Source organism: Pseudomonas baetica (genome assembly GCF_051216495.1).
Taxonomy (GTDB): domain Bacteria; phylum Pseudomonadota; class Gammaproteobacteria; order Pseudomonadales; family Pseudomonadaceae; genus Aquipseudomonas; species Aquipseudomonas baetica_B.
Genome location: NZ_JBPKAM010000012.1, coordinates 1 through 21,421, shown reverse-complemented (window position 1 = coordinate 21,421; position 21,421 = coordinate 1). Strand labels below are relative to the sequence as shown.

The 21,421-nt window shown below is 59.5% G+C and carries 15 protein-coding genes; 7 read left to right on the top strand and 8 right to left on the bottom strand.

The genetic code is table 11. The features are described 5' to 3' along the window. Window positions 1–114: 114 nt before the first annotated feature. Window positions 115–1,074: a DMT family transporter gene (locus ACSFE6_RS07000; RefSeq protein ID WP_435426914.1), complete on the bottom strand. Its 960-nt coding sequence runs from the start codon at window positions 1,072–1,074 to the stop codon at window positions 115–117. A gap of 201 nt (window positions 1,075–1,275) precedes the next feature. Between ACSFE6_RS07000 and ACSFE6_RS06995 the strand changes: the two genes are divergently transcribed. After that, entirely contained in the window at window positions 1,276–1,470 is a 195-nt protein-coding gene (locus ACSFE6_RS06995; RefSeq protein WP_435426913.1) for a DUF6316 family protein, read from the top strand. Between the two features lie 111 nt (window positions 1,471–1,581). Here the strand turns inward: ACSFE6_RS06995 and ACSFE6_RS06990 are convergent, their stop codons facing one another. Both ACSFE6_RS06990 and pap read right to left on the bottom strand, forming a co-directional pair. Then, complete coding sequence (locus tag ACSFE6_RS06990) at window positions 1,582–2,766, bottom strand: thiolase family protein (RefSeq protein ID WP_435426912.1); 1,185 nt, start codon at window positions 2,764–2,766, stop codon at window positions 1,582–1,584. A 102-nt stretch (window positions 2,767–2,868) separates the two neighbouring features. Continuing rightward, window positions 2,869–4,392, bottom strand: coding sequence for a polyphosphate:AMP phosphotransferase (pap, locus tag ACSFE6_RS06985; protein ID WP_435426911.1), 1,524 nt, complete (start codon window positions 4,390–4,392; stop codon window positions 2,869–2,871). Window positions 4,393–4,552: 160 nt separating this feature from the next. Here pap and mnmC point away from each other — a divergent pair, with 160 nt between their 5' ends. After that, window positions 4,553–6,535 (top strand): bifunctional tRNA (5-methylaminomethyl-2-thiouridine)(34)-methyltransferase MnmD/FAD-dependent 5-carboxymethylaminomethyl-2-thiouridine(34) oxidoreductase MnmC, encoded by a 1,983-nt coding sequence (gene mnmC, locus ACSFE6_RS06980; protein ID WP_435426910.1) that lies wholly within the window; start codon window positions 4,553–4,555, stop codon window positions 6,533–6,535. A gap of 5 nt (window positions 6,536–6,540) precedes the next feature. Here mnmC and ACSFE6_RS06975 read toward each other — a convergent pair whose 3' ends face one another. Then, window positions 6,541–11,364, bottom strand: coding sequence for an NEL-type E3 ubiquitin ligase domain-containing protein (locus ACSFE6_RS06975; RefSeq protein WP_435426909.1), 4,824 nt, complete (start codon window positions 11,362–11,364; stop codon window positions 6,541–6,543). 296 nt (window positions 11,365–11,660) lie between these two features. Here ACSFE6_RS06975 and ACSFE6_RS06970 point away from each other — a divergent pair, with 296 nt between their 5' ends. The 4 genes from ACSFE6_RS06970 (at window position 11,661) to ACSFE6_RS06955 (ending at window position 16,939) form a co-directional block, all read left to right on the top strand. Continuing rightward, window positions 11,661–13,433: an N-acetylglutaminylglutamine amidotransferase gene (locus tag ACSFE6_RS06970; RefSeq protein ID WP_435426908.1), complete on the top strand. Its 1,773-nt coding sequence runs from the start codon at window positions 11,661–11,663 to the stop codon at window positions 13,431–13,433. 3 nt (window positions 13,434–13,436) lie between these two features. Continuing rightward, window positions 13,437–15,188 carry an N-acetylglutaminylglutamine synthetase gene (ngg, locus tag ACSFE6_RS06965; RefSeq protein ID WP_435426907.1) on the top strand — a complete coding sequence of 584 codons (1,752 nt, stop codon included), beginning with the start codon at window positions 13,437–13,439 and terminating at the stop codon, window positions 15,186–15,188. 151 nt (window positions 15,189–15,339) lie between these two features. Next, on the top strand, window positions 15,340–16,530 hold the full coding sequence (locus tag ACSFE6_RS06960) for an osmoprotectant NAGGN system M42 family peptidase (RefSeq protein ID WP_435426906.1): 1,191 nt from the start codon (window positions 15,340–15,342) through the stop codon (window positions 16,528–16,530). A gap of 181 nt (window positions 16,531–16,711) precedes the next feature. Next, entirely contained in the window at window positions 16,712–16,939 is a 228-nt protein-coding gene (locus tag ACSFE6_RS06955) for a YheU family protein (protein ID WP_110967037.1), read from the top strand. Here the strand turns inward: ACSFE6_RS06955 and csrA are convergent. From csrA to ACSFE6_RS06940, 3 genes are all read right to left on the bottom strand, one after another. Continuing rightward, complete coding sequence (gene csrA, locus ACSFE6_RS06950; protein ID WP_435426905.1) at window positions 16,928–17,119, bottom strand: carbon storage regulator CsrA; 192 nt, start codon at window positions 17,117–17,119, stop codon at window positions 16,928–16,930. The genes ACSFE6_RS06955 and csrA overlap by 12 nt on opposite strands. A 153-nt stretch (window positions 17,120–17,272) precedes the next feature. Then, window positions 17,273–17,605: a YnfA family protein gene (locus ACSFE6_RS06945; RefSeq protein ID WP_435426904.1), complete on the bottom strand. Its 333-nt coding sequence runs from the start codon at window positions 17,603–17,605 to the stop codon at window positions 17,273–17,275. Window positions 17,606–17,669: 64 nt separating this feature from the next. Further along, a complete protein-coding gene (locus ACSFE6_RS06940; RefSeq protein WP_435426903.1) occupies window positions 17,670–18,485 on the bottom strand; it encodes an SDR family oxidoreductase in 816 nt (271 codons plus the stop codon). 279 nt (window positions 18,486–18,764) lie between these two features. Between ACSFE6_RS06940 and ACSFE6_RS06935 the strand changes: the two genes are divergently transcribed. Further along, a complete protein-coding gene (locus ACSFE6_RS06935; RefSeq protein WP_170948722.1) occupies window positions 18,765–18,923 on the top strand; it encodes a DUF3309 family protein in 159 nt (52 codons plus the stop codon). A gap of 75 nt (window positions 18,924–18,998) precedes the next feature. Here ACSFE6_RS06935 and ACSFE6_RS06930 read toward each other — a convergent pair whose 3' ends face one another. Beyond that, window positions 18,999–21,098 (bottom strand): LTA synthase family protein, encoded by a 2,100-nt coding sequence (locus tag ACSFE6_RS06930; RefSeq protein WP_435426902.1) that lies wholly within the window; start codon window positions 21,096–21,098, stop codon window positions 18,999–19,001. Window positions 21,099–21,421: the final 323 nt, after the last annotated feature.

Here is a 21,421-nt window from a genome sequence, read left to right as displayed (position 1 = left end):
ATTTGTAGCGCCTGTCAGTCCGTCTTCGCGAGCAGGCTCGCTCCCACAGAGGAATTGTGATCGACGCACAATTACTGTGGGAGCGAGCCTGCTCGCGAAGAACGATAACGCGGTCTAACTGGCTGCCATCCGCACTTTCCGCGCCTTGAGCCCGGCAATCAACGACGGCCCCAACGCCACCAGCGCCGAGCCCAACACCACCAGCACCGCCCCGCCATACCCCAGGCCATTGATCGTCTCGGCATGCACATACTCCGGCCACCACCACGCGGCCAGTGCCACGGCGCCAAAGGTCACCAGCGGCGTGATCGCCAGCGTCGCGCTGACCCGCGAGGCTTCCCAATGGGCCAGGGCTTCGGCAAATGCGCCATAAGCGATCAGGGTGTTCATGCAGCACGCCAGCAGCAACCAACCTTGCAGCGGGTTCAGTTGCAGCGCTTCCAGCGGATGCACCCACGGCGTCAGCAACAGCCCACAGAACAGGTAGATCACCATCATCACCTGCAACGAATTCCACACGGTCAGCAATTGCTTCTGCCCCAGGGCATAAAAGGTCCAGACGGTGGACGCCAACAGCACCAGCAACACACCAGCGGTGTAGTCGGTCAACGAGGTGAGCAACTCACTCAGGCGTTGATTGAAGAACAGGGCGAAACCGACCAGCAGCACCAGCAAACCAATGCCCTGCCCCAAGCTGAAACGCTCCTTGAACACAAACACACTGGCGATCAACAGCATGATCGGGCCCATCTGCACCACCAGTTGCGCGGTGCCGGGGCTGAGCAGGTTCAAGCCCATCAAATACAGCACGTAGTTGCCCACCAGGCCGAGCACCGCCATCAACACCAGCCAGCCTCCGCGCGGACCGAGCACTTTGCGGCTCGGCAGGCGTTTGGTCGCGGCCAGATAAACGAACAGGCAGCCACCGGACACCATCAGGCGAAACCAGGTCACCGTGACCGGGTCCATCACCATTAAGACTTGTTTGAGCTTGATCGGCAGGATTCCCCACAGCAACGCAGTCAGCAAGGCCAGGAACAGACCGTAAACCCAGCGACCGGATGAAATGTGCATGCGAACCCCAAAGCCCAGTGTCAAGAATCGTCATTCTAGGCGCACCGGCGCGTGGTACACAGGGACAGTTTGCACTTCGCCGCGAATGAAACTGTGCAGGTCGCAACATTAAATGGGCGATCGGCCGTCGATCCGATAACCGGGCACCGCAAAGGCTTCGTGCATAAGCTGATTGGATCCGTATCCCGCAGGAGATCTGCCATGTATGGCATGCGCGCCCAGGACAACGCCCCCGCCACGCACTTTCGCAGTGACCGGTTGTGTCGGGTGAATGGGGAGTTGTATTTCAGTACGCGGGAAAACACGCTGGAGGGGCCGTTTGCCAGCGCCGAAGTGGCTGCACGGGAGATTCAGGCTTATATCGAGCGGATGCGACATTCGAGTTTGAACCGGTAAACCGAGGCGTCTGTATTCGCGAGCAGGCTCGCTCCCACAAGGATCCGATGTGTGTGGGAGCGAGCCTGCTCGCGAAAGCTATCTATCAGTCAATGCAAAAAACCAAGGTACTCAACACACCGCTTCAAACAACCCGGTAGCCCCCATCCCACCGCCCACGCACATGGTCACGATGCCGTAGCGCAGGTTGCGCCGCTGCAACTCGCGAACGAGGTGCCCGACCTGACGCGAACCGGTCATGCCGAATGGGTGACCAATGGAAATCGACCCGCCATTGACGTTGTACTTGTCGTTATCGATTTCCAGTCGATTGCGCGCGTACAGGCATTGCGAAGCAAACGCTTCGTTGAGCTCCCACAGATCGATGTCATCGATCCGCAAGCCCTTGGCCTTGAGCAGCTTCGGCACGGAAAAAACCGGGCCGATGCCCATCTCGTCCGGCTCGCAACCGGCCACCGTGAAGCCACGGAAAAACGCCTTGGGCTTGAGCCCGAGCGCCAGCGCCTTTTCCAGGCTCATCACCAGCGTCATCGAGGCACCATCGGACAGTTGCGACGAGTTGCCCGCCGTCACCGATCCGTCCTCGGCAAACACCGGCTTCAACCCGGCCAGGCTTTCCAGCGTGGTGTCCGGACGGTTGCAGTCATCGCGATCAACCCTGCCATCGAGGATCTGCACCTGACCGGTGGCCTTGTCTTCCACGCGGTACTTCACCGCCATCGGCACGATTTCATCGTCGAACAAACCGGCCGCTTGCGCCTGGGCGGTACGCTGCTGGCTTTGCAGGGCGTACCGGTCCTGTTCTTCGCGACTGACGTTGTAGCGGCGAGCGACGATTTCAGCCGTCTGGCCCATCGGGAAGTAGATGCCCGGGACCTGCTCCTTGAGCAACGGGTTGATCAGGTTGTCGGTGTTGACGCTTTTCATGGTCAGGCTGATCGACTCAACGCCACCGGCGACGATGATGTCGCTGCATCCCGAGGCAATCTGGTTGGCGGCAATGGCAATCGCCTGCAAGCCTGACGAGCAGAAACGGTTGAGGGTCATGCCGGCGGTGCCGATACCCAGGCGCGACAGCACCGCCACATTGCGACCGATGTTGTAGCCCTGGGCGCCTTCGTTGGAACCGGCGCCGACGATGCAGTCCTCGACGCTGGCCGGGTCGATGCCGGTACGTGCCAGCAGTGCGTTGACGCAGTGCGCGGCCATGTCGTCCGGGCGGGTCTGGTTGAATTTGCCGCGAAAGGATTTGGCCAGGCCTGTCCGTACGCTGTCGACGATCACCACTTCACGCATGGCATACCTCATTGTTGTTGTCGGTTGAGAGTGGATCGAGCATAAGCGCACCCAATTACCGACTGCGACAATCATTCACCCCGCGTATGCGTAACCATCGGTTCACTGCTTGTCTTTTTTCTCTTTGCGCTCATGTTTGTCGGATCGTTCGAACGCTTCTTCCAACGCCCGGTTGATCGTGCGCAAGACCTTGACCCGTGCCCAGCGTTTGTCATTGGCCTCCACCAGCGTCCATGGCGAGATCTCGGTACTGGTACGGTCGACCATGTCGCCGACGGCGGCGCGATAGTCATCCCATTTGTCACGGTTGCGCCAGTCATCCTCGGTGATCTTGAAGCGTTTGAAGGGAATCTCTTCGCGCTCCTGGAAGCGTTCCAGTTGCGTCTGCTTGTCGATGGCCAGCCAGAACTTCACCAGGATGATCCCGGCGTCGGCGATCTGTTCCTCGAAATCGTTGATTTCACTGTAAGCACGCAGCCAATCCGCCGGGCTGCAGAACCCTTCGATGCGTTCCACCAATACCCGGCCATACCAGGAGCGATCGAACACGGTGAATTTGCCACGTGCTGGAATATGCCGCCAGAAACGCCAGAGGTACGGCTGGGCCCGTTCCTCTTCGGTCGGCGCGGCAACCGGTACGATGTTGTACTGGCGCGGGTCCAGTGCCGCCGCCACCCGACGAATCGCGCCGCCCTTGCCCGCCGCGTCATTGCCTTCGAACACCGCCACCAACGCGTGGCGGCGCATGCGTTTGTCGCGCATCAACCCGGAGAAACGCGCCTGCTCGGAGATCAACTGTTCTTCATAATCGTCCTTGGACAGACGCCGGCTCAGATCAAGGCTATCGAGCAGGTTCACTTGATCGACACTGGGGAGCACGGGGGCGGCGCTGACTTTGTCCGGGTGAATGTCCGGACGCTGCAACGCACTTTGCATACCTTCGAGCAAAATCTTGCCCACCACCAAACTGCGATAGTTCGAATCCGCCCCGGCAATCACATGCCACGGTGCGTAGTCGCGGCTGGTACGACGCAGTACCCGTTCGCCGAACTTCACAAACCGGTCGTAGGTTTGCGATTGCTGCCAGTCAAGCGGACTGATCCGCCAACTGTGCAGCGGGTCGTCGGCCAGTGCCTTGAGGCGCGCTTTCATTTGCTTCTTGGACAGGTGGAACCAGAACTTGAAGATCAACGCACCTTCATCGCACAGCATCTTTTCCAGGCGCTCGGCACCGTTAATGGCCTGATCGAGCCGGGGGTCCTTGATCAACCCATGGACCCGGCCCTGCAACATCTGGCTGTACCAGTTGCCGAAAAAAATACCCATGCGCCCCTTGGCCGGAAGCATCCGCCAATAACGCCACGCCGGTGGCCGGGCCAGTTCTTCGTCGGTCTGCTGATCGAAGGTACGGACCTCGATCAATCGCGGGTCCATCCATTCATTGAGCAACTTGACTGTCTCGCCCTTGCCGGCACCTTCGATGCCATTGATCAGTATGATCACCGGGAAGCGTTGTTGCTGCTGAAGTTCGAACTGTGCTTCAAGCAGGGCTTCGCGCAGCGCTGGCACTTCAGCGTCGTAGGTTTCATTGTCGATGGCGTGATCGATTTCGGCGGATTCGAACATGGACGGCTCCCTTCCAGATCTGAGCAAGACTAGCGGATTGACCTCTCCTGTGTGGGAGAAATCCCATTTTCATTGGCCGGGTCGTAGCACAGCTTGCCATGGATCAAGCACCCGGCCCACGATCGGCTAGAATGGCCGCCTTGCCGTTGCCGAGCCTGCCATGAAACCTGTCATACCCCACGCCCAACTCGACTGGGACGACCAAGGGCTCCCGCGTTCGCGGGTGTTCGATGATGTGTATTTCTCCGACCTGTCCGGGCTGGACGAAACCCGCTATGTCTTCCTCGAGCAGAACCGTTTGGCCGAGCGTTTTGCCGCGTTGCCGGCGGGGGGACGGCTGGTGATTGGCGAGACCGGTTTTGGTACCGGGTTGAACTTCCTCTGCGCCTGGCAGTTGTTCGAGCAGCACGCGGTGGCCGGTGCGCGACTGCATTTTGTCAGCGTCGAGAAGTACCCGTTGAGTCCGCCGGACCTGCAGCGGGCACTGGCTTTGTGGCCGCAGCTCAAGGTGTTTGCCGAGCAACTGCTGGCGCAGTACGTGGCCATCCATCAGGGCTTTCAGCGTCTGGTGCTGGATGGAGGTCGCATCACCCTTACCCTGCTGATCGGCGATGCCCTGGAACAGTTGCCACAACTGGACGCGCAAATCGATGCCTGGTTTCTCGACGGTTTCGCCCCGGCGAAAAACCCGGACATGTGGACCGCCGAGCTGTTTGCCGAGCTGGCACGCCTGGCCGCTCCCGACTCAACCATCAGCACCTTCACCAGCACCGGTTGGGTGAGACGCTTGCTCAACGCCGCCGGCTTCAAGATGAAACGCACGCCAGGCATTGGTCATAAATGGGAAATCCTGCGCGGCGCCTTCATCGGCTGGCCTGAAGAAGCGCCGAAGCCTGCCATGGCCAAACCGTGGTTTGCACGCCCGGCACCACTGACCGACGAACGCCGCGCACTGGTGATCGGTGCCGGTCTGGCCGGTTGCGCGACGGCCGCCAGCCTCGCTGCGCGCGGTTGGCAGGTCAGCCTTTTGGAACGACACGCCGCGGTGGCCCAGGAAGCCTCGGGTAATCCCCAAGGCGTGCTGTATCTGAAGTTGTCCGCCCACGGAACGGCATTGTCGCAATTGATCGTCAGTGGATTCGGCTACACCCGTCGCCTGTTGGAGTCCCTGCAACGCGGCGTCGACTGGGATAATTGTGGCGTGCTGCAACTGGCCTTCAACGCCAAGGAAGCCGAACGCCAGACGCAATTGGCCGCGGCCTTTCCGGAGGACTTACTGCACTCACTCGATCAAGCGCACGCCGAAGCTCGCGCCGGAATCGCGCTGCCATCGGGTGGCCTGTTTTACCCCGAAGGCGGTTGGGTGCATCCGCCTGCCCTGTGCCAATGGCAGGCCGCGCAATCGAACATTCAACTGCTGACACATCAGGATGTGCTGGAACTGCGCCGTGTGGACGGACGGTGGCAAGCGTGGGAGGCCGACAGGTTGCTGGCCGATGCACCGGTGGTGGTTCTGGCCGGCGCAGCCGAGATCAAGCGTTTCCCGTACAGCAGCGAGTTGCCGCTCAAACGCATCCGCGGGCAGATCACCCGCCTGCCCCGGACGGCCGCCAGTCAGTGCCTGGGCACGGTGGTCTGTGCCGAGGGTTATGTCGCACCGGCCCGGCTGGGCGAACACACCCTGGGCGCCAGTTTTGATTTCAACAACGACGACCTGACGCCCACTGCTGCCGAGCATGCGGGCAACCTGAAGATGCTTGAGGAAATCTCACCGGACCTGGTCCAGAGACTGGGTGCCGACAGGCTGCCACCTGAAGTGCTGGAAGGCCGCGCAGCTTTTCGCTGTACCAGTCCCGACTACCTGCCGATCATCGGCCCGCTGGCCGACGGTGAGGCATTTGTCGACGCTTATAGCGCCTTGAGCAAGGATGCCCGGCAAACCCCGGACATCCCTTGCCCCTGGCTGGAAGGCCTGTACGTCAACAGCGGCCACGGCTCAAGAGGGTTGATTACCGCACCCGTGTCTGGCGAACTGCTGGCAGCCTGGCTGGATATCGAGCCCTTGCCACTGCCCAGAGCCGTCGCAGAGGCCTGTCACCCGAACCGCTTTGTCTTGCGCCGGCTGATACGGGGCAAACCCTGAAACGCTCAATCGAGGGCGTAGCAGGAGCTCGACGCTTCGGCCGCCATGGCGGCCTGTGTCAGACGCTCCAGCAAACCAGTTTCAGCCCGTTGCATCTCTTCCATGATGCCGTCGACCTGCTGGCGATACGTATCGCCAAGCTTTGCCTGGTTTTCGAAGGCTGTCTCCATGCGCTGGTGAAAGGGTTGGGCAAGGTCGGCGAACTGTTGACCATGGTGCTCACGCAAAAAATCCACCCAAAACGTGCGCCCGCTCAAATACTTCAAGAGTTCGGGTGAGAGCTGCGCGCGCAGGACCCGGTTATACGCCGCGTCGAGGTCAGTGGGCTTAACCCCGCTCAGCGATGCATAGCGCATATGCCGAGGCTGGCCGATCAGATCGAGGCGTTCGGCCAACCCGGTGCGATAGGCCAGTTCCACCTCTACCGGATCGAGCTGAGGTTTGTCCTTGATATGTTCCTGGGCGACCCTGGCCAGGTAGTCCAGCTTAAACAGGCTGCGCCCCAGTTTCAGCAATCGTTCGGCCCGGTCGTGAGCATTGACCGAGTGATGAACCACCTTGTCGATTTCGACGGCCACCTCAAGATTGCTGAAGATCGTTGCCGCAGAATCGGCGCAATTGGATTTCACTGCCATCGACAGCAGCTGATCACGCAATGCCGGATCACCTTCAGCCGCCTCGATGACACGCCAAACCCGACGGGTCATGTCTTCACGCACATAGCGACTATCGGCCGTGCTTCCCGTCTCTGCCAGTAATCTGAAGAATCCATCGGACGCTGGTTCGTTCTTCAACGCGATCCATGCGCGGTTACGACTGGCATAGCCCTGCTCACGCGAGTCCGGCATCCACAAGTCCCTGGCCGCCTGCTCATTGATCACCGCCGTGTCATCTTCGTGATACCCCATCCCCAGGCCTGTCGAGTCACGATAGGCCTTCAGTTTCGTCGCGCTCTGCGCGGACAATGGGTTATGCCGCAGATTGATCGTTTCGGAAAATCGTCGTGGCATCTCGAACAGCCAATCGGGCAAGTTCGCAATATCGTTGCCTCGCAGATCGACCATGTCCAGATTCGGCAAGCGACTGAGCCCCACTGGCAACTCGGTAGCATGTGTATCCCTCAGGAACAGTCCATTCAGGTCGAACATTTTGCGCACATCAAGCGTGGCCCCCAGCCGATTGCCGCTCAGCGACAGCGTTCGCAGTTCACGCATGTCCGCCAGTTTGCGCAACGTGTACTCGGTCAGTACCACCTGATTGTCGTTGAGGCTCAAGTGTTGAAGGTTGGGCATGTGCGAGAGTGCTTCGGGCAATCGCGTGAGTTTGTTCCCGTCCAGTTCCAGACGGATCAGGCGCTTGAAAGGCCTGAGGAAGTACGCCAGCTCATCACCCGCGTCCATGTCCTTTATGGAGAGGCTACGGACATGCGCAACATCCTGTTCGGTCAGCGTTGGCAACGTGCCCACGGGATTACGTTCCAGCTTGAGCGTGGTGAATGGATGATCTTCCGGTCGCCGCGTCGGCTCGACCCGACGCCAACTATTTTCGATGGCATTGGCCACCTGACGACGGTTGATACGGATATCGTTCAGCCGTCCCGGTAACGCCTTCATTTGCGCTTCATCGGCACACCAGGTTTGCAACACCCGGCGCAAAGTCTTCAGCTGCTGCTCCAGCACCGTGATTCGATTCACCCGCAGCATCTGGGTACTGCCGGCGTTGTCGAGAAACGACGAAGCCTGGGCGTCAGTGAACAGTGGATAGAGTTTTCTGACTTTGCGAATCAGGCCTCGTGCATAGGAGCCTGTCGCGGGAGGGTCTGCCTGGACACAGGCTAAAAGATGCTTCGGTGTTTCACTGCGTTCGCCCCGCAGCACCTGCCCGGTGTGCACAGGATCGCCAGCGGCAGCCCTCGACAGGCGTAATCGTAGTGCCCGGCCATCCAGTGCATCGTCGCCGGTTAACCCCATGCGAGTGCGCTGGCTGGCAGGCAATGCATCCAGAATCGACTCAAGCAGTGTCTCGCTCGTCAGCGTGGAAGCCACATTGCCGTTGGTTCGGGTGACCTGATAGCCACTGGACGTCTTGACGATGACCCCGCGCGACGGCGCCTCGACTTCGCCCACGCTGTCGAGCAAGGTGCCGGTCGCCGATCCCTGCCGTACTTCCAGTCGATAAGCGTCATCCCAGCCTTGCACCCGATCCATCAGGCCGAGCGCCAGTTTGTCGGTGTCGGCATTGGCCTGGTGCGGGAGATGCAATCCCATGAGCGCGCGGTCCTGCCGTAACGTGGCCTGCGCAGCCTTGACCTGTCGGGTGAGGTCCATTCCGAGGATCTTGCGGTCATGCAAAAAACGGCGGTCCCTGCCAGAGGCTTTACTCAACAACTCATCACACACGCGGGTGGGCAGGTCAACGGCGTGTTCGCGCAGTGTTGCAAGGTCGCCGGTGGCAGTGCCGTCATGAATTTTAAAGAGCCATTCAAACAATGGCTGGCGATTGCTCTTGAGACTTGCCGCGATCTTCTTTGCCAACAGCTGCGATTTCGACTCAGTGCTCGTGCTGCCGATCATGCCCTCCACCTCTTTCGGTTTGAGGCCACTGAGGACAGTGTCGAGTAGTTGCCCTGCTTCAAGCTGTGCCTCGGAAACGTGCACACAGTTGACCTCGTCTTCGATCGGTGCCGTTTCAGGGAACAGTGAAACGATCTCCTCTTCCTGGTCGAGCACAGCGATAAAACGCTCCATGGGCCACCCCGGCAGTCCCGGCAGCGTATGCAGTTGCTCCTGTACGAAGTCCGTATTGGCAGACTCTCCCTGCTCCATTGCCGCGACCATCGCGGTGATGCGCCGGTCGATTTTGAAACGCTCGACACAATCGCTCAGCCGCTGCGGCAACCTGAGGTTGTATTCATGCAAATAGTGCAGCTTGTCAGGTGTCATGTCGGTGATTTCGGCAATCGCTTCCAGGTCAACTCCCGGATCGCTCAAGCTCGGACTTGTACGCTCCAATGCATATGCACCGTCGTGCCACTCGTGCACATGCTCATGGCCATGCCGCCAGCCACCTTCCACGTGTCGTTCGACAGCAGGCTGGAATGCGTCAATTCGGCCAGGATGCTTGATGGTCCATGCCGCACCCGCAACGTTTTGAGTGACTCGATAGGCCGCGCCATCCATAACGATCGACACCTGGCCGGCATGCCGATAAAGCCCTTGTGAATCAGGTTGCACATCGGCTGGCAGTGCCGTGCTCTGTTTATAGGGTTCCAGGTCGGGTTTCCAGAGTTTTGCCTTGCCATCGGTGCGAGTCACGGCTTCGAAACCTTCGAAGAACGCCTCCTGCTCCTTCACGCTTCTGCTGACAGCCGTCGAAATAACCTTCCCCCCCACCGCAAAGGCCGCCATTTGCGCGATGTTTTCAACAACATTCAACAAATGCGACAGCGCTTCTGTTCGTTCGTCGTGGGTCCAATCCTCCACGCCTTCGTACACTTCGCTGACGATGTCGACGACCGCCGCCACCAGCATCAGTTGGCCAATCACGGGTACAAAAAACGCAGCGGCGTTCAACAGCAACAGACCGCCATCGAGCAATAGCTGAAGGTTTTTTTCCCGTTGTTGCTCATCGACGTCTGCGGTGGGGACCGCAAGAATTCGCGCGTCTTGCTGGACAGTGCTGACAAATGCACTGAAGAGAAAATCGGCAACGCAGGTGTCCGCAGGAGAAGCCGTTAGTGTCCCCAGGGTCTTGCCCTTGTCAAACAGGGTAAAAAAATCGGTTTTATCGTGTCCGTGCAAGTACTGCTCGGTGAAAGACTTCCTGTACGCCTCGGTTTGCAACTTGAGGGTCAGGTAGAGTTTGAACTCGTCGAGCGAGGCGTATTCATACAGTGGCCGCCGCGGTTCGTTCGGCATGTAAACCACGCACCTGGCGTTCGGCTCGGCATCGATGGAAACCCTGGTAAACACCAGAGCGCCACAGATGCAGGCATCGTGAATCATCAAGCCTTGCCAAAGTACCGGCCCGCCATCGAACACTGCGTTCCGGGTCTGAGCCGCGGGTACATCCTGTTCGATCACACTCGCCAGCATCGTGTAAGCGGCCTGGGTAATGTCGTTTTTCAGGTAGGCCAAGTGCACAGCGATTTGCATGTCCAGCACCTTCAACCAGCGGATATCGGCGGGAGAGGGTCCAGTGGTGACCGGTACACCGTTCGCGGGCTTGGCCGGTAACGCCAAAACCTCGCTGATATGGCGCTGATAGCGGCCACCCAAATCGAGCTCACGGCAAAACGTTGCGAATTTTTCAGGAGTTAATTCAGTGCCTGACTGCGCTATCGCATCGATTCGTATCACCGATTCCGCCGGGATGCCGCCGCGTTTCGCCTCCTCCGCGGTGAAATTCTCCATCGCCGCATGGAGCAGGCTGCGTGATGCAGTGCTTTCTCCAGACTGGTAGCCGACCGGAGCTATTCCTATTGATGTATAGGTCTTTTTTGCGATGTCCAGTGTGTCCCGCTCGACGTCGAAATCGATGGTCCATTTGTCCTTGAGGTAGCTTGTGAGCTGCCCTTTGCAAAACTCGTCCAACGGCTCGAGTTTTTCGAGGGCCGTTGCCACCTTGCCTTGAGTAACAGACGACTGCTCGAACGCTGCCCTCAGCGCCTGAATCACTTTCAGATCCGCATCCGCCAACCAATCCGGGACAGACGTTTGCAGCACTTGAGCCTTGTCCAGATCACCGGTGTGTTCCAGCAAAGCTTCAAGACGTTGCGCGGGGGTCATCGACACGGCCGCAGCGGCGACCTTGGGTGTTGTGGGTTGCATGAGCAATATCCTTATTGCGTTATGAGGCGCTCAGTTTAAGAAGCACGACAGGCATTTGATAATTCGAATACCGGATCGGACCCAAGCGCTTCCAAGCAGCTATTCCCATGCATCACATCATTAATTACCACCACAGCCATGCGCACCTGTGCTGCGCATGCCCTTCGACCGGTGGCATCCGCTTATAACTCATCGATCTAAAACTCCCACTACCGAGGCAGGTCAGTTTCTGAGTACCCGCCGTTTTGGCGCGGTATCGATTGACCCTCCCCAACGGAAAAACCGGTAAGGAATTTATGTGCGGATTAGCTGGCGAGTTACGTTTTGACCATCAACCTGCAGACCTTGCAGCCATTGAGCGAATCACCCATCACCTGGCGCCACGCGGCCCTGACGCCTGGGGTTTTCACAGTCAGGGGCCGATTGCCCTGGGCCATCGACGCCTGAAAATCATGGACCTGTCGAACCGCTCGGCGCAGCCGATGATCGACCATCAACTGGGTCTTTCCCTGGCCTTCAACGGCGCGATCTACAACTTCCCCGAACTGCGTACCGAACTGGAAAGCCTGGGTTACGCCTTCTATTCCGGTGGCGACACCGAAGTGCTGCTCAAGGGCTTTCATGCCTGGGGTGAAGCGCTACTGCCCAAACTCAATGGCATGTTTGCGTTCGCCATCTGGGATCGCGATGCCCAACGCCTGTTCATCGCCCGCGACCGCCTCGGCGTGAAACCGCTGTACCTGTCGCGCACCGGCCAACGCCTGCGTTTCGCCTCTTCCTTGCCGGCCTTGCTACAGGGCGGTGATATCAACCCGATCCTCGATCCGGTCGCGCTCAACCACTACCTGAACTTTCACGCAGTGGTCCCGGCACCGCGCACCTTGTTGGCCGGCATCGAAAAGCTGCCGCCAGCCACCTGGATGCGCATCGAAGCGGATGGCACCACCGAGCAGAAAACCTGGTGGACCCTACCCTATGGCCCGCACGCCGATGAAACGAACCTGACCCTCGAAGACTGGCGCGACCGGGTGCTCGACAGCACCCGCGAGGCCGTAGCGATTCGTCAGCGCGCGGCAGTGGATGTCGGCGTGCTGCTGTCCGGCGGCGTCGATTCGAGCCTGCTCGTCGGTCTGTTGCGTGAAGTCGGCGTGGACAATCTCTCGACCTTTTCCATCGGTTTCCAGGATGCCGGCGGCGAGCGCGGCGACGAATTTCAATATTCGGACCTGATCGCTCAGCACTACGGCACGCAGCATCACCAACTGCGCATCGATGAGAAAGAGATCATCAAACAACTGCCCGCCGCGTTCCGCGCGATGAGCGAGCCGATGGTCAGCCATGACTGCATCGCCTTTTACCTGCTGTCCCGGGAAGTGGCCAAGCACTGCAAGGTGGTGCAAAGCGGCCAGGGTGCCGACGAGTTGTTCGCCGGTTACCACTGGTATCCACAGGTGGACGGCGCCAGCGATCCGTACGCGGCCTATCGCGAGGCGTTTTTCGATCGCAGCTACGAGGACTACGCCGCCACCGTGCAACCAAAATGGCTGACGGCGAATGACGCCGCGGGCGACTTCGTGAAAGAACATTTCGCACGACCTGGCGCCGATGCCGCCGTGGATAAAGCCTTGCGCTTGGACAGCACGGTGATGCTGGTGGACGACCCGGTCAAACGCGTCGACAACATGACCATGGCCTGGGGCCTGGAAGCCCGCACGCCGTTTCTCGATTACCGGCTGGTGGAGTTATCCGCCCGAGTGCCCGGCAAATTCAAACTGCCCGACGGTGGCAAACAGGTGCTCAAGGAAGCCGCACGGCAGGTGATCCCCAGCGAAGTGATCGACCGCAAGAAAGGCTACTTCCCGGTGCCGGGCCTCAAGCATTTGCACGGCGATACGCTGAACTGGGTGCGCGAACTGTTGCTCGATCCGAGTCAGGATCGCGGCCTGTTCAACCCGGCGATGCTCGATCGCCTATTGACCGACCCGCAAGGCCAGCTGACCCCGTTGCGCGGCTCGAAGCTGTGGCAACTGGCGGCCCTGAACCTGTGGCTCAGCGAACAAGGAATCTGATCGATGAAACCTCATGCTACGGCCATCAGCCAGCGTTTACTGCGAGGTCAGTCGCCCTCCTACGAACGCTTGCAGGCACGTTTGGCCGAAGACGGCAGCGAACTCGGTGCCGCGCCAATCGCGGTGCATTGCGGCTGGGGCCGGTTGCTGATCGGCCACACCTTTGCCGATGCGACCCGTCTCGCCCGGGAGTTGCTCAACGAGCAGCCCGGCGAGCGCGACATTGCGCTGTACGTCGCCGCGCCCCAGCAAGTGCTGGGACTGGAGCCGACCCAGTTGTTCCTCGACCCGTCCGACACCTTGCGCCTGTGGTTCAGCGATTACCGTCAGGCCACCCGGGTGTTTCGTGGCTTTCGTATTCGCCGCGTGCAAAGCGAGGCGGATTGGCAAGCGATCAACCAGTTGTATCAAGCCCGCGGCATGCTTCCCATCGATGCCACCTTACTGACCCCGCATCACTTGGGTGGCCCGGTGTACTGGCTGGCCGAAGACGAGGACAGCGGCGCGGTGATTGGCAGCGTCATGGGTCTCAATCATCGCAAGGCCTTCAACGATCCGGAAAACGGCAGCAGCCTGTGGTGCCTGGCCGTCGATCCGCATTGTTCACGACCGGGTGTTGGCGAGGTGCTGGTGCGGCATTTGATTGAGCATTTCATGAGCCGTGGGTTGAGTTACCTCGATTTGTCGGTACTGCACGACAACCGTCAGGCGAAAAATCTTTACACCAAGCTCGGTTTTCGCAACCTCTCGACCTTTGCCATCAAGCGCAAGAACGGTATCAATCAGCCGCTGTTTCTCGGCCCTGGTCCTGAAGCCGAGTTCAATCCCTACGCGCGGATCATCGTCGAGGAAGCACACCGGCGCGGCATCGATGTGCAAGTGGATGATGCCGATGCCGGGATGTTCACCCTCAGCCATGGCGGACGCCGGGTGCGCTGTCGCGAGTCCCTCAGCGACCTGACCAGCGCTGTCAGCATGACGCTGTGCCAGGACAAAAGCCTGACCCATAAAGTACTCAAGGCTGCCGGCCTGAACCTGCCCGCGCAGCAACTGGCAGGTAACGCCGATGACAACCTGGCGTTTCTCGACGAACACCGCAGGCTGGTGGTCAAGCCGTTGGACGGCGAGCAGGGTCAAGGCGTGGCCGTGGACCTGCAAACCATCGAGGACGTTCAGCAAGCCATCGAAGCCGCTCGCCAATTCGACAGTCGCGTGTTGCTGGAAAGCTTCCACGAAGGCCTGGACCTGCGGGTTCTGGTGATCGGTTTTGAGGTGGTCGCCGCCGCGATTCGTCGGCCGGCCGAAGTGGTGGGCGATGGTCAGCATTCCATCGGCGCGCTGATCGAAGCCCAGAGCCGACGACGCCAGGCGGCCACCGGTGGTGAAAGCAAAATCCCGCTGGACCAGGAAACCCGGCGCACCTTGCAGGCGGCCGGTTATGACGAGTGCAGCATTTTGCCGGCGGGCGAACATCTGTTCGTGCGACGTACGGCGAATCTTCATACGGGCGGGGTACTTGAGGACGTCACCGCGATCCTGCACCCGACCCTGGTGGACGCAGCGGTACGCGCCGCGCGGGCACTGGACATTCCCATGGTCGGCCTCGACCTGATGGTATCCGCCGCCGATCAACCGGAGTACGTGTTTATCGAAGCCAACGAACGCGCCGGGCTGGCCAATCATGAGCCGCAACCGACGGCTGAGCGTTTTGTGGATTTATTGTTTCCACACAGTCAGTCAGTGGCCTGCAAGTAATTTGGTGCCTGTACTGGCCCTTTCGCGAGCAGGCTCGCTCCCACAGGGGTACGCGGTTAACTGTGGGAGTGAGCCTGCTCGCGAAGGCGGCCTGCCAGGCACCCAAAACCTCATCGAAACCATCGATGCGCTCAACCCATCAGGAGTTTCCATGACCATTAAATCTCCCGAACCAGACCTCACCTACCTGCAAAAAGTCCTGCTGGAAATGCTCGCCATTCCCAGCCCCACCGGGTTCACCGATACCATCGTGCGCTATGTCGCCGAGCGTCTTGAAGAGCTGGGCATTCCGTTCGAGATGACCCGCCGTGGCACGATCCGCGCCACCCTCAAGGGCAAGAAGAACAGCCCCGACCGCGCCGTGTCGGCTCATCTGGACACCATCGGCGCGGCCGTGCGGGCGGTCAAGGACAACGGCCGCCTGACCCTGGCCCCGGTCGGTTGCTGGTCCAGCCGTTTCGCCGAGGGCAGTCGAGTGAGTCTGTTCACCGACAACGGCGTGATCCGTGGCAGCGTCTTGCCGTTGATGGCGTCCGGACACGCCTTCAACACCGCCGTGGATGAAATGCCCATCAGTTGGGATCACGTTGAATTGCGCCTGGACGCCTACTGCGCGACCCGTGCCGATTGCGACTCCCTGGGGATCAGCGTCGGTGATTTCGTCGCCTTCGACCCTCTGCCGGAATTCACCGAAAGCGGCCACATCAGCGCCCGCCACCTCGACGACAAGGCCGGTGTCGCCGCGTTGCTGGCGGCGTTGAAAGCGATCGTCGACAGCGGTGAAGAATTGTTGATCGACTGCCACCCGCTGTTCACCATCACCGAGGAAACCGGCAGCGGCGCAGCGGCGGCACTGCCCTGGGACGTGAGTGAGTTCGTCGGCATCGACATCGCTCCGGTCGCGCCGGGCCAACATTCCAGCGAACACGCCGTGAGCATCGCGATGCAGGACTCAGGCGGCCCCTATGACTATCACTTGTCGCGGCACCTGCTGCGCCTGGCCAGCGACAACGAGTTACCGGTACGCCGCGACCTGTTTCGTTACTACTTCAGCGATGCCCACTCGGCGGTGACCGCCGGCCATGACATCCGCACCGCCCTGCTCGCCTTCGGCTGCGACGCAACCCACGGCTATGAACGCACCCACATCGACAGCCTGGCCGCCCTCAGCCGCTTGCTCGGTGCCTATATCCTCAGCCCACCGGTGTTCGCCAGCGATGCGCAACCGGCCACGGGTTCGCTGGACCGCTTCAGTCATCAGCTAGAACATGACACGCAAATGGAGAGCGATACGCGGGTGCCGTCGGTGGACAGTCTGGTGGGGCAGCGCTCGGATACCTGAGCGATATGTGTATTGCCTGAAAAATTGCTTTCGCGAGCAGGCTCGCTCCCACAGGAGTACGCGGTCAAACTGTGGGAGCGAGCCTGCTCGCGAAGCGGCAGATCAAGCAACACATCAGGTCGAGGCTAGCCCCAATCCCTCATTCGCCGTAGCATCGCGCCATTGATGACCCGAGGTGCCTATGCTGATTCCCCACGACCAACTTGAAGTCGACACCCTGACCCGCCTGATCGAGGATTTCGTGACCCGTGACGGCACCGATAACGGCGATGATACGCCACTGCAAACCCGCGTATTACGGGTGCGCCAGGCACTGATCAAAGGACAGGCATTGATCGTTTTCGACCCCGAAAGCGAGCAATGCCAATTGATGCTCAAGCACGATGTGCCCAAGCACTTATTCGACTGATTTTTTCTGACGGGCCAGTTTGCGCTGGATACGCTCGTAGATTTCGGACCGGTGAACGTTGACGTTTTTGGGCGCTTCGACGCCGAAACGCACACTGTTTCCATCGACTGCAACGACGCGTATGGAAATGGTGTCACCGATGGAAATCAATTCGCCCACAACGCGACTGAGTACTAGCATGACCTTTGTCCTTCAGGGTAACCGGCCCCTGAAGATGCCCGGCGCGTGGCGTGCCTTCAAGGCAACGGCGGTAATCCAGACCGAACTGACAGCCAACGACCATCCCTCCTGACGGAAACGTCTGACAAGTCGTTGAAATGTACGAACGATCCTTCAGGAAGCGGAAAAACGTGGGCCGAACAGGATCACGCTTGCGCCGATCACGCACAGCGCCACGCCAATCCAGTCAGAACCCAATGGACGAATCCGCTCGACCACCGCCAGCCAGCCAATGGATGCAATGATGTAGATGCCGCCATAAGCGGCATAAGCGCGCCCGGCGTAGGCGGCCTCAATGCGGGTCAGCAGCAGCGCGAACAGAGTCAGGCTGAGCAGCGCCGGCAAAACCCACCAGATGCTTTTACCCTGGCGCAGCCACATCCAGAAGGCGAAGCAGCCGGCGATTTCAAACAGCGCGGCAAGAAAAAACCACAAGTAATTGAGCATGCGAGCGTCTCGATAGGATGGCCGATGGCGGCCACCCTAACGATGCCGTTGATGGCGGGCAAGTTCAGCCCGCGTTTTGTTTGGCCTTCGCTCGCATCTTGTCGGCCATGACGGTCATTTCGTTGTAAAGCAACTGCGGGTTCTTCTGCTTGAGGGCCCAGGCCATGCGGCCCTGTTCGTGGGGCAGAATCATGAACTCGCCGGCGGCGACTTGCTGGTAGATGTAGTCGGCAATGTCGGCAGCAGTGATCGGCGAGCTTTCCAACAGCTTGCCAACCTGTGCCTTCATGGCCGGGGTCGGTCCCCGGAAGGAGTCCAGCAGATTGGTCTGGAAGAACGACGGGCACACCACATGCACACCGATTTCCTGGTGTGCCAGTTCGATCAGCAGGCTTTCGGACAATGCCACTACGCCTGCCTTGGCCACGTTGTAGTTGCTCATGGCCGGGCCTTGCATCAGCGCCGCCATCGACGCGATGTTGATGATCTTGCCTTTGCTCTTTTCCAGCAGCGGCAGGAACGCCTTGCAGCCTTTGACGACGCCCATCAGGTTGATCGCGATCTGCCAGTCCCAGTCTTCCAGGGACAGTTCGCTGAAGAACCCGCCAGAGGCCACGCCCGCGTTGTTGACGATGATGTCCACACCGCCAAGCTTCTCTTCGCAGGCCTGGGCAAAAGCCGTCAACTGGCTGTAGTCGCGAACGTCGCAGCGCTGAATGAATCCATCACCGCCAGCTTGGCGTACGAGTTTGAGGGTTTCCTGCAAGCCAGGCTCGCTGACGTCGGACAAGGCCAGTTGCCAACCTTCACGCGCCCAGCGCAGCGCGATTTCGCGACCCAGGCCAGAGCCCGCACCAGTGATCATCATGCGATTTTGCATAGCAAACAGCCTTGTTGTTCCGGGAAAGATGGGTCGAGTGTAGCGAAGGAAATAACCCGACCCACGCTCCATCAGATTGCTGAATGGTCCGAGCAAACCCCGGGAGCGTCGCCAATATCCGATGCCAAGGGAACTGAAAAAGCGCTTGCACAAAAAACATCGAAAAAACTTGGAATTTTCTTCGACTCACACCAGTCGGATTTTTTAAGCAGCTCGAATTAATCGCATTCTTGCTGATCATTCAAAACTAGGTCATTCCTGAACGCTTACAGCAAGGAAATAGACATGGGCACAATTCTACTCATCATTCTGATCCTGCTACTGATCGGTGGTTTACCCGTCTTCCCGCACTCCAGAAGTTGGGGTTATGGCCCGTCCGGTATCATCGGCGTGGTGTTGGTGGTGATACTGATCCTGTTGTTGCTCGGCAAGATATGAAGTTCTAACAGGCAAAAAAAAGAGAGACCCTTGAAGGGCCTCTCTTTTTTTGGCGCTGCTTTTAGTCGAGCGTTGTCAGTCCGGCTTGCCGTCGACGACACCGGCGGTGTTATCGATCAGGCTCTTGGTCGCCGTTTGCAGGAACGCTTCGAGTTTGGTTTTCATCTCGGCGGTACGCGGTGCATCCGGCACCACTTCGGCGTGAGGCTTGGCACCCAACTCGTACCGATACATCTTCGGCGCCATGTCCTTGTCCTTGGGCAGTACCAGAATCTCGTCAGCCGTGACGATGGCCGTGGTTTGCTCGCTGCCCGATGGCTTGATCACGCCAAAACCGGTGTCGCCTTCCGGTAGGTTGAGCAGGTCGCGCCCCCAGCATTGATGGCGCACTTCCCCACCGATACGACCCATGATGGTCGGCACGATGTCGACTTGAGTGCCGACCGTGTGGTCAAGCTTGCCGAACTTTTCCTGGATGCCCGGTGCAATCATCAGCATCGGCACGTTGAAACGACCCAGGTCCATTTCGGTGATCTGACGCTCGTTGCCGAAACCGTGGTCGCCGACGACCACAAACAGGGTTTCCTTGAAGTACGGCTCCTTGCGGGCTTTCTCGAAGAACTGGCCCAGTGCCCAGTCCGCGTAACGCATCGCCGTCAAATGCTCGTTCAGGCTGCCGCGATCGGTCACCGGCTCGACCGGCAATGGCGTCGGCAAGGCATACGGCGTGTGGTTCGACAGGGTTTGCAACAAGGCATAGAACGGTTTCTTGTCCTTGCCGTCGCGGGCCTTCAACTCTTCCAGGCCACGGTTGAACATGTCCTGGTCGGACACGCCCCAGGTCGGATCGGAGAACACCGGGTTGACGAAGTCGTTACGCCCGATGAAGTTGGTCATGCCCTGGTTGCTGAAGAAACCGGACTGGTTGTCCCAGGCGAAGTCACCGTTGTAGACGTACACGTCGTCGTAGTCACGGGCGCTGAGCAGTTGCGGCAAGCCTGACAACTTGTGGCTGCCTTCCGGCGTCTGCATCAGGTATTCGAAACCTGGAAGGTTCGGGAAGCACGCCATGGTGGCGAACATGCCCTGGTGGGTGTGGGTACCGTTGGAGAAGAAACGGTCAAACAGCAGGCCTTCCTGCGACAGTTTGTCGAGGTATGGCGTGATGTTGCCCGGTGCGCCCAGTGCACCTACCGAATGACCGGCCATGCTCTCCATCAGGATCACAACGACGTTCTTGATCGGCAGGGTCTTGTCGGCCGGTGGCATGTAGTCGCGACGCACCGCGGCGGTCTCGCTGTCCACCAGTTTGTCGTCCTTCATCACCAGCATGTCGCGCACGGTCTGCTGGGCCATCGGTTGCGGCAACGTGGCTTTCCAGATGTTGTCGCGATCTTCGGACATCCGGCTCTTCGCCGCCGCCACCAGGGACAACGTACCGTTCAGGCCCAGTTGGTTGGCGAAGTTGGAATCGGTGGTGTAGACGTCACCCCAACGCATGGGCGGGCCCTGACGCAGGGTGCCACGGGCCGCGACCACGCAGATCAGCAGGCAAACCACGAACACCATGGCGCGTGCATACCAAGGGGCCACCTGGCGGGTGCTGATGCTGCCACCGCTGAAGGGGCCACGCGGACGCGTAGCCCGGTCGGCGCCCTTGAACGCCATGCTGAGGATCCAGGTGCCTACCGCCCAGGCCAGCAGGTAGCGAACCACCGGGAAACCGTACCAGAGCATGCTCATCACGGTTTTCGGGTCTTCCTTCACATACTGGAAGACCAGGCCGTTCAAGCGCTGGTGGAATTCACGGTAGAAGTCCATCTCCATCAGGCCGAGGAACAGCGCGATGCTGGAAGCCATCGTCAGCCAAAAGCGGAAGAACCCACGCGCCGCCATGGCCCGGGCACTGAACAACGCCAGCAGCAATGGAATACTGAGGTACACCACCAGACGCAAGTCGAAACGCAGGCCGTTGGCGAACGCCTCAAGGAAGGTCGAGGCCGGTGTATCGAGGATCATTTCGCGGTTGTAGACCAGCAGCGCAAGGCGCAGCGCGGAAAACATCACCATCATGACCAGTGCACACAGCAGCGTGTAGGCCAAATGCGATTTGACGGTCGGTTGCAGCAGGCGAGTTGAAGCTCGCTGCTGACTCAGGGCGTCCGGGATTGCCATGTCGTTTTAGGACCCATTGGAAGTTGAAGTTTCAAAATACAGTTGCGCCCTGCCCTCTATCGGCCAGTACTCGGCCCCGGGGTTTGCGCGGTGCGCAAATGTTGCCCGATCATCCGCAGCATTACCATTTATTACTGGCTGGCCTGTGAATACGGGGGGCGAATTGTCTTGGACACATTGTGAAAATATTGTGGAACGTGCATTTGGAAACAAATTAAAGACTTTGCTTGAGTGCTGCGGACACTTCATTACTGTGGGAGCGAGCCTGCTCGCGAAGGCGGTGGCTCTGGCACATTAATGCTACATGTGCCGACGTCTTCGCG